Source organism: Sorangium sp. So ce131, assembly GCF_051519095.1.
Taxonomy (GTDB): Bacteria; Myxococcota_A; Polyangia; order Polyangiales; family Polyangiaceae; genus Sorangium.
The window spans coordinates 4457197-4468563 of record NZ_CP150455.1; the positions used below are offsets into that span (position 1 = coordinate 4457197).

At 71.7% G+C, this 11367-nt stretch carries 9 protein-coding genes; 4 read left to right on the plus strand and 5 right to left on the minus strand.

Features of this window, described 5'->3' with window-relative positions; translation table 11 throughout:
- Window positions 1-16 precede the first annotated feature (16 nt).
- From ahcY to WMF43_RS16405, 4 genes are all read right to left on the minus strand, one after another.
- Entirely contained in the window at window positions 17-1330 is a 1314-nt protein-coding gene (ahcY, locus tag WMF43_RS16390) for an adenosylhomocysteinase (protein ID WP_437681312.1), read from the minus strand.
- Window positions 1327-2454, minus strand: a complete 1128-nt coding sequence (locus WMF43_RS16395) for a metalloregulator ArsR/SmtB family transcription factor (protein ID WP_437681313.1) — start codon at window positions 2452-2454, stop codon at window positions 1327-1329. The genes ahcY and WMF43_RS16395 overlap by 4 nt, the downstream gene beginning before the upstream one ends.
- A 288-nt stretch (window positions 2455-2742) precedes the next feature.
- A complete protein-coding gene (locus WMF43_RS16400) occupies window positions 2743-4038 on the minus strand; it encodes a M16 family metallopeptidase (RefSeq protein WP_437681314.1) in 1296 nt (431 codons plus the stop codon).
- On the minus strand, window positions 4035-5852 hold the full coding sequence (locus WMF43_RS16405) for a peptidylprolyl isomerase (RefSeq protein WP_437681315.1): 1818 nt from the start codon (window positions 5850-5852) through the stop codon (window positions 4035-4037). Before WMF43_RS16405 ends, WMF43_RS16400 begins: the two co-directional genes overlap by 4 nt.
- Window positions 5853-5993: 141 nt before the next feature.
- On the opposite strand from WMF43_RS16405, the gene WMF43_RS16410 reads away from it, so the two are divergent.
- The 4 genes from WMF43_RS16410 (at window position 5994) to WMF43_RS16425 (ending at window position 9607) form a co-directional block, all read left to right on the plus strand.
- On the plus strand, window positions 5994-6503 hold the full coding sequence (locus WMF43_RS16410) for a hypothetical protein (RefSeq protein WP_104980850.1): 510 nt from the start codon (window positions 5994-5996) through the stop codon (window positions 6501-6503).
- Between the two features lie 88 nt (window positions 6504-6591).
- Entirely contained in the window at window positions 6592-6927 is a 336-nt protein-coding gene (locus tag WMF43_RS16415) for a PilZ domain-containing protein (protein ID WP_437681316.1), read from the plus strand.
- Window positions 6928-7158: 231 nt separating this feature from the next.
- Window positions 7159-7473: a hypothetical protein gene (locus WMF43_RS16420; RefSeq protein WP_437681317.1), complete on the plus strand. Its 315-nt coding sequence runs from the start codon at window positions 7159-7161 to the stop codon at window positions 7471-7473.
- A gap of 10 nt (window positions 7474-7483) precedes the next feature.
- Window positions 7484-9607: an ATP-dependent DNA helicase gene (locus tag WMF43_RS16425; RefSeq protein WP_437681318.1), complete on the plus strand. Its 2124-nt coding sequence runs from the start codon at window positions 7484-7486 to the stop codon at window positions 9605-9607.
- A gap of 40 nt (window positions 9608-9647) precedes the next feature.
- Here the strand turns inward: WMF43_RS16425 and WMF43_RS16430 are convergent, their stop codons facing one another.
- Window positions 9648-11294 carry a hypothetical protein gene (locus WMF43_RS16430; RefSeq protein ID WP_437681319.1) on the minus strand — a complete coding sequence of 549 codons (1647 nt, stop codon included), beginning with the start codon at window positions 11292-11294 and terminating at the stop codon, window positions 9648-9650.
- Between the last annotated feature and the right edge of the window lie 73 nt (window positions 11295-11367).

An 11367-nucleotide genomic window follows, 5' to 3' on the forward strand; every position in this document is an offset into this window, starting at 1 on the left:
GCCGAAAGGCCGCCGCTCAGTAGCGGTAGTTCTCGGCCTTGAACGGGCCCTCGGCGGGCACGCCGAGGTACTTCGCCTGCTCCTGCGTGAGCTGGGTGAGCTCCACCCCGAGCTTCGGCAGGTGCAGCGCGGCGACCTTCTCGTCGAGCCGCTTCGGCAGGAGGTGGACGCCCACCGTGTACTTCTCGGTCCACAGCGCGATCTGCGCGAGGACCTGGTTGGAGAACGAGGTCGACATCACGAACGACGGGTGGCCGGTCGCGCACCCGAGGTTCACGAGCCGGCCGCGCGCGAGCACGATCAGCCGCTTGCCGTCCGGGAAGATGAAGTGATCGACCTGCGGCTTGATGTTCTCCTCCTTGATCTCGGGGTTCTTCTCGAGCCACGAGATCTGGATCTCCGAGTCGAAGTGGCCGATGTTGCAGAGGATCGCCTCGTCCTTCATCGCGACCATGTGCTCGGCGCGGATGACGTCGGCGCACCCGGTGGCCGTGACGAAGATGTCCGCGATGGGCGCGACGGTCTCGAGCCGCTTGACCTCGTAGCCCTCCATCGCCGCCTGCAGGGCGCAGATCGGATCGATCTCGGTGATGATCACGCGCGCGCCGAGGCCGCGCAGCGACTGCGCGCACCCCTTGCCCACGTCGCCGTAGCCGCACACGACGGCGACCTTGCCGGCGAACATGACGTCCGTGGCGCGCTTGATCCCGTCGCCCAGCGACTCGCGGCAGCCGTAGAGGTTGTCGAACTTGCTCTTGGTCACCGAGTCGTTGACGTTGATCGCGGGCACCTTCAGCTTGCCGGCGCGGTGCATCTCGTAGAGCCGGTGCACGCCCGTCGTCGTCTCCTCCGAGAGCCCGCGGATCGGGTCGTTCCCGGCGAAGAGCTCCGGGTGCTTCTCGTGCGCGATGACCGTGAGATCCCCGCCGTCGTCGAGGATCATGTTCGGGCCCTTGCCGCCCTTGAAGGCGAAGAGCTGCTGCTCGATGCACCAGTCGTACTCCTCGAGCGTCTCGCCCTTCCAGGCGAACACCGGGACGCCGGTCGCCGCGATCGCGGCGGCCGCGTGATCCTGCGTCGAGTAGATGTTGCAGCTCGTCCAGGTGACCTCCGCGCCGAGCGCCGTGAGCGTCTCGATCAGCACCGCGGTCTGGATCGTCATGTGGAGGCAGCCGGCGATGCGCGCGCCCTTCAGCGGCTGCGTCGGGCCGTACTCGGCCCGGAGCGCCATCAGGCCGGGCATCTCCTTCTCGGCGATGCGGATCTCCTTGCGTCCCCAGTCCGCAAGCGTGATGTCGGCGACTTTGTAAGAGAGCTTCTTCTCGGTCATGGTGTCCCCTTGCTTGTTCCTGTGAGTGCGCCTGCGCGCGCGCCGTGCGCGGATCGCGCGGATCGCCAACCGACGAGCAGCTGCCAGATCAGGTGTCGATCCGGCCCTTCGCCCTGCCAGGCGGACGGCAGCCGCCGGATCTCGACGCCGGAGAGCCCGGCCTCCTCGGCGAAGCGCCGGAGGTCGTCCGGAGCGAAGCCGAGCCAGACGTCCGCCTCCTGCTCCCGCAGGGCGCGGTCCTGGTGCGCCTCGTAGTCGAGCACGCACACCGCGCCGCCGCGGGCGCGCTGGGCGTCGTCGCCGAGGCCGGGCGCGGCCGGCCGCGCGAGCTCGACGAGCGCCCGCATCGCCCTGGCCGGCTGCGGCGCGTGGTGCAGCACCCGCGCCGCGAAGACGACGTCGGCGCCGCCCGCGAGGGCCTGGCCGGCCTCGGGCGGCGCGTCGCCGAGCGCGCGGGCCACAGCCCGGACCACCTCCGGGCCGTCGATCTCGCCGCACACGAGCTCGACGTTCTCCAGGCTGCGCCGCCGCAGGCGCTCGGACGCGAGCTGCAGCTGGGCGCTCGCGCGATCGAGCGCGACGACGCGCTCGAAGACGGGGGACAGCACCTCGAGCAGCGCGCCGTCGCCCGTGCCCGCGTCGACCGCCAGCCGCCGGTGGGGCAGGAGGGGCGCGAGCGCCGCGAGGTAGGCGGCGAGCTCCGACGGCGGCCCCGGGCGCAGCGGCCGCCCGCCGCGCGCGAAGAACTCGCGGGTCTCGGCGTCCCGCGCGGCGAGCACCTCCTCGATGCGCGCGAGCGTCCCGTCCGCCGCGCACGCGCGCCGGCCCGCGCGGACCGCGTCGTCGACCACCGGGTCGGTGGTGGCGCGCGGATCCAGGCGGAGCAGCGTCCACGTGCCCTGGCGCCGCGCGAGCAGGAGGCCCGCCTCGCGGAGCGCGGCCGCGTGGCGCGAGATCTTCGGCTGCCCCTCGCGGAGCAGCTCGGCCAGCTCCCCGACCGCGAGCTCCTCCGCCGCCGCCAGGCCGAGCAGCCGCACCCGCACGGGATCGGCGAGGAGCCGGTACAGCTCACACCGGGCCACCGCCTCTACAGGCTGGGCAGAAGGCTCCTCGATCGCGACCACGGGCGATCTATATGCGTCGATGCGCATGGATGCAAATAGATTTGATGTGGTCCACCTCTCGTCTTCGCGACGGCCGCGAGCGGCCTGTCGGCACGGCAAGCCGGCACGCGGGCGTGGCACGCCGGTACGTGGGCGTGGCACGTCGGCACGCCGGTACGCGGGGTGGCAACGCCGGTGCGCGGGGTGGCACGCCGGCACACCCGCGCGGCACATCTGCCCCGCTCTGCTCTGATCCATTACGTCCACGGCGCGCCGCGACCAGCGGCGTGCCGTGGAGCTCCGCGCGGCTCAGCCGAACGAGCGGACGGCCTTCTCGAGCTTCGCTTCCTCGGCGGAGCGGAGCAGGCCGACGGCGACGACGGTGAGGCGCTCCGGCCGGAACAGCGCGCGCGCGGCGTCGCGCACGTCCGCGACGGTGACGCGGGCGAGCTCTTCGTGCCGCGCCTGCGGCGTCCGGGTGATGTCCGCGAGCGCGGCGAGCCCGTAGAAGCCGGCCGTCGCCTCGGCGTCGTCGAGCATGGCCTCCACGGACCAGAGGTGGCGATCCCGCGCCTTGGCGAGCTCGTCCTCGCGCGGGCCGGCCTCGGCGAGCTCGCGGAGCAGCGCGAAGATCTCGCGGACCACCACGGTCGCGCGGTCGTGCTGCACGCCCGCGGCGATGTCGACGACCCCGTCGTCCTCGTAGGCCTCGAACATCCCCGACACGTCGTAGCAGAGGCCCAGCCGGTCGCAGATCCGCTCGTACAACCGCGTCGACATGCCGTCGTCGAGCACGCGCAGCAGCATCTCCACCGCGGGCTCGCGCGGATCGCGCTCGCTCACGCCGCGGAACGCGATCCTGAGCTCGGTCTGGCTCGACTGGTTCTCCACGAAGCGGAACCTCGGCTTCTTCTGCCCGTTCGGCGGCGGCGCGGCGGGCACGAGCTCGCCGCGCGGCATCGCGCCGAAGTGCCGCTCGAGGCCCCGCGCGCACGCGTCCGGATCGAACCGCCCCGCCACGCAGAGCACCGCGTTCGCCGTCGTGTAGTGCCGGGCGTGGTGCGCGTGCAGCATCGGCTCGTCGAACCGATCGAGCGCGTCGATGTCCCCCGTGATCGTGAAGCCGAGCGGGTGGCGCTCGTACATGAGCGCGCGGGCGTTGTTGTCCGCGTCGATGTCGCGCCCCTCGTCGTCGAGATCCTCGAGGATCTCCTCGCGCACGATGCCGCGCTCGACCTCGATCGCGGTGAAGCGGGGCGACGTGGCGACCTCGCCGAGCAGCGCGAGCACCGGATCCAGGTTCGCCGGCGGTACGGAGATGCTCATCACGCCGTGGTCGACGTGGGTCGCCGCGTAGAGCGTCCCGCCGAGGCGCTCGAAGGCGAGCGCCTGCGCGTGCGCCGACGGCATCGTCGGCGTCCCCCGGAAGACCATGTGCTCCAGGAAGTGGGAGATCCCGTTGTTCTGCGGGGTCTCGAACCGCGAGCCGACGCGCAGGTAGAGCGACGCGACCGCGCGGTGCACGTGCGGCTGCGGGACGAGGACGACTTTCAAGCCGTTGGGAAGGAGGACGTCCTTCGCGTCATGCTGCGGGAGCGACGTCATTCCCCCTCGTCGCCCGCCGGCAGGTCCGGCATGCCCGAGCCGTCCTCGCTCGGCTTCGGCTCCTTGAGGAGGGCCTGGTCGTACTTCACCTCGCTGCCGATGGTCGACTTCAGCCGCCGCATGTACCCGATGAGCGCGTCGTTCTGCTTCGCCGCCCGCATCGCCCCGGTGTAGAACTCCCGGTCTTTCTCCCATTGCTCCTGGCTCGGGGAGCTCTTCTCCTTGAGCTGGATCACCGCGTAGCCGTTCTCCAGCGCCACGACGTCCTTGGGCAGATCGCCCGGCTTGTCGAGCTGGAAGGCGAGCCGCGCCGGCTCGGTGCTGTCCCGCGCCTCGGCGATGGGAGAGCCCGACACGTTGAACGGCAGGCTCGCCTCCACGGTGGGGCGGTTCGGGTGGGTCGCGATCGTGTACGGCGCGCGCGCCTCGCCGGACTCGGGCTTGCCCGCTTCCTTCGCGCCCTCGCCCTTGTCCCCGTCGGCCTTCGCGGCGGCCGGCTGATCCTTCGGCTTCGCGCCCGCCGCCGCGGCGGGGCGCGCTTCCGCCGTCTTCGCCGGGGTGAGCTGGGCCAGGTACGCGCTCAGCGCGTCCTCGAGCGACTTGCCCCCCGCGGCGGCGGCGAGCACCTGCTTCGCGGCCTCGGCCGCGAGCCGCTCCGCCTCGTGGGCCACGTAGAGCTCGCGCGCCGTCTCCATCCGGCCGATCTTCTCGGCCTCGGCGTCCTTCGCGATCTGCTCCAGCTTGACCACGTGGAAGCTGTCCTCGGTCTCGATGATGTCCGACACCTCGCCCGCCTTCATCTCGAGGAGCTTGTCCTCGACGGGCTTGCTGAGGCGGCCCTTGATCACGCAGCCGAGCTCGCCGCCGCGCGACGCGCTCGGGTCGTCGCTCGCGCTGCGCGCCACGTCGGCGAAGCCCTCGCCCTTCTTGAGCCGCTCGACGGCCTTCTCGATCCGCGCCCGCGCGGCGGCCTTGGCCGCCTCCGGCCCCTCCTCGGACGCCTCGGGCTTCACCTCGACGAGGATGTCCCGCACCACGCGGCACTCCGGCTGGTACTGCGCCTTGCGCCCCTCCCACGCCTTGTCGAGCTCCTCCTTGTTGGCGTCGGCCCAGGCCTGGATCGCCTTGTCGGAGGTGTCCACGATGAGGTCGGTGTAGAAGCGCCGATCGAAGCGCACGTAGCTGAGCGTCCGCGTCGACTTCTCGCGCGAGAACTGCTCGAACGCCTCGCTCTCGCCGACCCGGACGCGCGCGCGGATGATGTCGCGCATCCGCGCCGCGACGAGCTCCTTCTTCTGGTAGTCGCGGAAGTCGGTCGGGCTCATCTTCGTGACGGCCCGGATCTGCTTCTCGTACTGCTTGCTGTCGAACTTGCCCGTCTGCCGGTTGCGGACGTCGAGGTAGCGGGTGAGGTCTTCCCGGAGGTTCAGGGCGTAAGCGACCTGGCGGATCTTGTCCGCGGGGAGCGAGACGTGCACCCGGCCGGCCACGAGCTCGGCCGTGAGCTCGTCGTCCGAGACGCTGATCCCGAGGCGCTTCGCGTCCTCGTTGAGCAGCCAGCGCTCGTAGAGCCCTTCCGCCGTGAGCCGCCGGTACCCCATCGCCCGGAGGCGGTTCTCGTCCCCGGTGCGCATGCCGAGGAGGTTCCTCGACGCGTTGAACTCGATCGAGGAAATGCAGCTGCCGCGCACCTCGACGGCACAGCTGCTGCCGGACGACTGCACGGGGCCCGCGTTCGGGCGGAACTGGACGATGAAGACGACGGCGATCGCGATCACGATCGCGGCGCCGAAGATTTGGCTCAGTCTGTTCACGGAGGGCTCGCTCCCGGGGCGCGCGCCGCTCGCTCTTCGAGCGGCGTCCCGCCTTGGCGTGGCGCGGCATAGCACGACGTCGACGGCGTGTCTTTCGGCGTATCTTTACGGCGGTCGAGCGCGGGGTTAGGGGCTGATGCCATGGCAAGCTCGAAGTCACACCTCCCTGATTGCGGCCTCTACCTCACGACGAAGCCGCTCCCCGGAAACGAGGACAAGGTGCCTGCCGGCATCATCGTCTCCTTCCACAACCACTCGGACAACGGTCTGCCGACCGTGACGACGGCCGATCACAACGTCCACAACCGCTGGCACTTCCACGGCCCCGCCGTCGCGTTCCGGGGCACGACGTGGGCGGACTCGCTGCAGCGCCTTCCCGCCGAGGGGTTCTACACGCTGCGCAAGGAGCTCTCGTTCGACGGCGGCAACTGGCCCAAGGGGACGCTGGTCCAGCTCGGCTACACGCAGTCCGGCTCGCCCATCCTGTTCATCGCCCGCGTCCGCTCGCGCCTCCAGGAGAACGACCTCTTCTTTTCCGACAAGGGCGTCGGCATCAAACGCGACCAGCTGTCGCTGCTCGAGCCGGTCTCCGTCTACGAGGAGCCGAGCGACGGCTCCGGGCACAAGCCCGACCACGCCGAGGCGCACTGACCTCCGAGCGCTCCCGTCCACAGGAGAACGTCCGCGGGGTGGTCCCCTTTCTGTCCACGGGCACGGCGTGTGCTTGTAATTTTTCTTCGTGATTCGACGAAGAACCCTCACGCCGCCGTCGCTTCAGGTTCCGCCTGAGCTCTTCGCTAACCGTCGCAGGAACGCCCGCCGCGAGCTGAGCGAGCGGGTCCGCCTGGAGACCGTCGATGGCGCGGTCCCCGGCTGGACCCTCAACGCCAGCGTCGGCGGGCTTCGGGTGGTGATAGAAAATTCACTCGACCCTGGTACGGAGCTAACGGTCTGGATCGACGGGGCAGCCCCGCGCCCCGGCCGGATCGTGTGGGTCCAGGACGAACCCGACGGGTCGATCGTGGGGGTTTGTTTCCTGGACGGGACGTCGAGGCCGGCGGGGCCGAGCGCGTGAGCGCGCAAAGATGCGCCGGGCGCGCCAAAGCGCCACAGCGTCTGTCGGCTTGACGAGACGCCCGTAATTTTGCGATGGATGGTCCTGCTGGCAGCTGGGCGTACCGGGAACCAGCGGAAGATGCCGACACCCGCGGAGATAAAGAAGGCCCTGCTCCAAGCCGGATTTGAGATCTACCGCACCCGGGGCGACGCCGTGCACGTCGCAGAGCGGGTGCGGGAGAACCTTCTCATGGATTCCGGGATCGTCGTGGGCGCCGAGCCGCTGCGCGTCGGCTTCGTCGTGCGCGCACAGCGCAGCGATTTTCCAGGCGCGGCGGACGAGCAGCTCTTCGAGCGGGCACGCGGCCTGGCCGAGCCCGCCGTGGCGCGCGGTTATGCTGAAGGCGGAACGAACGTCCGCCCGATCCGCGACCCCGGCGACGAGGAGCGGACGCTCGACACCTGGTACGAGGTCCAGCTCGAGAAGCCGGTAGGGTCGCTCGAGCTCGCCGTCAGCGAGGTGGGGTTCGCCCTCTCGCTGGAGAAGACTGCCCTGCCGCGGTAAGCGGTGGCCGATGCCGTTCGACCGCGCCGCGAGCCTGCTCGGGCCCTCGGGGCCGCTCGCGCGGGGGCTCGAGGGGTACGAGGATCGTGAGGGGCAGCTCGCCATGGCGAGCGCCGTCGAGCGGGCGCTCGAGGAGGACCGGATCCTCCTGTGCGAGGCGGGCACGGGCACGGGCAAGACGCTCGCTTACCTGGTCCCGGCGATCCTGAGCGGCCGCAAGGTCGTCGTCTCGACCGCGACGAAGGCGCTCGAGGACCAGATCTTCACGAAGGATCTGCCGCTCGTGGCCGAGCACCTCCGGCTGGACCCGCGCGCGGCGCTGGTGAAGGGGCTCGGCAACTACCTCTGCCTGCGGCGCTTCAACGAGCTGCGCCAGAGCCCGGGCGCGGGGGCGGGGACGGCGGGGCGCTCGCTGCCGCTGCTCGAGGCGTGGGCGCAGGACACCGAGATGGGGGACGTCGCCGAGCTCGCCTACCTCGCCGAGGGGGATCCGCTCTGGCGGGAGGTGGCCTCGTCGAGCGAGACGCGGCTCGGCTCGTCCTGCGACTATTACGACGACTGCTTCGTCACGAAGATGAAGCGCGAGAGCGAGGCGGCGCGCCTGCTCATCGTGAACCACCACCTCTTCTTCGCGGATCTCGCGCTCAAGATCGCCGGGGCGCGCCGCGGCTTCGCCGGCGCCGGCGCGCTGCCGCCGTACGACGCGGTCATCTTCGACGAGGCGCACCAGCTCGAGGACATCGCGACCGGCTTCTTCGGCGTCCGCGTCTCGCGCGCGCGCGTGGATTCCATGCTGCGCGACGCGGACCGGGCGTTCATCTCCTCCGGCCTGGCCGATCGCATCCTCGGGCGGGGCGAGGGGACGGCGCTCACGGCGGTGGTGCGCGAGGCCGCGGACGCCCTGTTCGACCGGCTCGCGCGGCTCGGCGGCGCCGCGGGCGCCGGGGATCGCGGCGAGTCCCGGGTGCCGCTCGCGCGGGACGTGTGGTCCGGCGAGCTGCTCGACGCCTACCACCGCCTGGACAACGTGCTCGAGGCGCTCGCGGGGTACGCGAGCGCGAACGCGATCAACGAGGCGGTGCAGCTCGTCGGCAACCGCGCGGCCCAGCTCCGGGACGACGCGGCGCGCGTCGTCGACCCCGCGACGAACCAGGTCACGTGGGTCGAGGTGCGGGGCCGCGCGGCCTCGTTCGGCGCGTCGCCGGTCGATCTCGGGGACATGCTCCGCGAGCACGTCTTCGAGCGGATCGGCGCCGTGGTGCTGACGAGCGCCACGCTGACCACGGGCGGCTCCGCGAGCTCGGGGTTCCGCTTCCTCCGCTCGCGGATGGGCCTCGACGGGGAGGTGGCGGTGCCGGTCGACGAGCTCGAGGTCCCTTCGCCGTTCGACTACCCCGCGTCCGCGCTGCTCTACACGCCGCGGGATCTGCCCGAGGCGACCGACGCGTCGTTCGTCGAGCGCGCGGCCGATCGCGTGGCCGAGCTCATCGCGATCACGGGCGGCGGCGCCTTCGTCCTGTGCACGTCGAACCGCGCCATGCACGCGCTGGCCGCGGCGCTGCGCGTCCGGCTCGATCGCGCGGCGGCCGCCGCCACCGCCGCCGCCCGGGCCGGGGCGGAGGGCGGCGGGGGCGCCCGGCGCGCGCGGGCGCCGCTGCTCGTGCAGGGGGACGCGCCGAAGGGCACCCTGCTCCGCCGCTTCCGCGCGGAGCGGCACGCCGTCCTCGTCGCGACGATGAGCTTCTGGGAGGGGGTCGACGTCCCCGGCGAGGCGCTGCGACTCGTGATCATCGAGAAGCTCCCGTTCGCGGTGCCCACCGATCCCGTCGTCGCCGCCCGGTGCGCGGCGATCGAGCAGGGCGGCGGCAGCCCGTTCACCGCGTACAGCGTCCCGCAGGCCGCGATCACCCTGAAGCAGGGCTTCGGCCGGCTGATCCGCGCGCGCACCGATCGCGGCATCGTCGCGATCCTGGACCGGAGGATCCGCACGCGCGGCTACGGCCGCGTGCTGCTCGACAGCTTGCCCGACGCGCGGCGTACGGAGCGCCTCGAGGACGTGCGCGCGTTCTGGGCGGCCGCGGCGGCGCCGGCCGAGGAGGGCCGAGCGCCGGCCCCGGGCGACGCGCCGCCGTGACGTGCGCCGCGGGCGGCGCGGCGGGCGGGGCCGCCGGCCGTCAGGGGTACGAGACCTTGCCGTAGACGCACCAGGCGGCGCCCTTCTTCAGCGCGAGGGCCTGGCGGAGCTTGTAGTCCCGCTTGAACCGGGGGTCGTTGTAGGAGGCGCGCGACGAGGGGACCGTGGGGTTCTTGCAGTCGGCGCCGGAGGCGATGATCACGAAGTAGCGCGGGTTCTTGGCGAAGAGCGCGTCGGTGTAGCCGGTCCCGACCTTGTTCGTGTACCCGCCGGGCAGGCGCGAGATCTCGGGGCTGAGCAGCCCCAGCATGTCGACGACCGGGAAGCCCGTGCGGTACCCGACGTAGCCGATGTCGGCGATCGCGACGGGGCCGGGCTCGGCGTTCTGGACGAGCCACTCGGCGGTGCGCCCGGCGGCGTCGTCCCAGAAGCCCTTGTCGTTGACGATGATGTTGCGCTGGGCGCGCACGAGCTCCTCGGTGCGGGTCGCGAGCGTGATCGCGCCGAACGCGGCGATCGCGAGCGACGCGACCCGCTCGCGGCGCGCGGCGATCGCGCGGATCGCGTCGTCGGCGAGCAGGAAGGCGAACGGCTCCGCGGGCGCGAGGAACCGGAAGTACGGCATCCAGTCGCCGCCCACGACGACGACGTAGACGCCGAAGAGCAGCGCAATCGAGGCGATCGCGAGGCCGCTCCGGCGCCGATGGACGACGGACCAGGCGACGGAGGCGATGCCGAGCCAGAGGAAGGCGCCGGCGTGGTGCGCGTAGTTGCGGACGTAGTCGCTGCCGCCCTTGAGCTGCTGCGCGAAGTTGCCCGTCTTGGCGGCGAGGGTGTTCGGGAGCCACGCGCCGTAATAGCTGTGGCGCCAGAGCAGGTGCGCGGCGACCGGGAGCGCGAAGGCGAGGAGGCGCAGCACGTTCCGCCGGGTGAACGCCTCGTCGGCGTGCCACACGACGAGCAGCCCGAGGAACAGCGGCGCCTCCGGGCGGGTGAGCGCCGCGAGCGCGAAGACCACGCCGGACCAGGGGAACGTGCGCGCGGAGAGGGTCCACGGACCGCCCGCCGCGGCGGCGTCTTCCTCGCGGAGGAAGAGCTCGGTCCCCGCGAGCGTGAGCAGCAGGAAGAGCGGCGTCTCGAGGCCGAACACCGCGTAGCCGGAGAAGAGGAAGCTCGTCGCGAGCAGCCACGTCGCGAGGCAGGGGACGTTCGAGAACGGGCGCAGCCGCCGCGACAGGAGGTACGTGGGGACGAGCGCCGCGGCGGCGCAAGCGGCGCCGAGCACCTTCGACGCGACCTCGGGCGTCGCCCCGATCTTCACCGCGGCGGCGAGGATCACCGTCCAGAGGAAGTTCGTGTAGCCCTCGACGCGCTCGCCCACGTTGTAGACAAGCCCGTTCCCGTTCGCGAGGTTCTCCGCGTAACGGAACGAGATGTACGCGTCGTCGATCGTGAAGCTCGAGACGCGGATCGCCGCCGCGATCGTGAGCAGCATCGGCGCGACGAGGCCGATCGCGATCTGCATCCGAGCGGGGAGGGGAGCCCCGGCGAGCCAGCCGCGGACGTCGCGCGCCGGCGCGGCGGGCGCCTCTTCATCTTCCTGTTCCGTCGGCTCCTCGTCTTCTGCCGAGGTGTCGTCTCCTGCCCAGTCGCCGGTGTCGGCTGCGCTCCTGACATCATCCTTCATCGGGCGCCGACCATAGCGCGATTGTCACAGCGGTGACCTCGAGCTGCGTAAATCAGGACAGCATGGTGCGCGA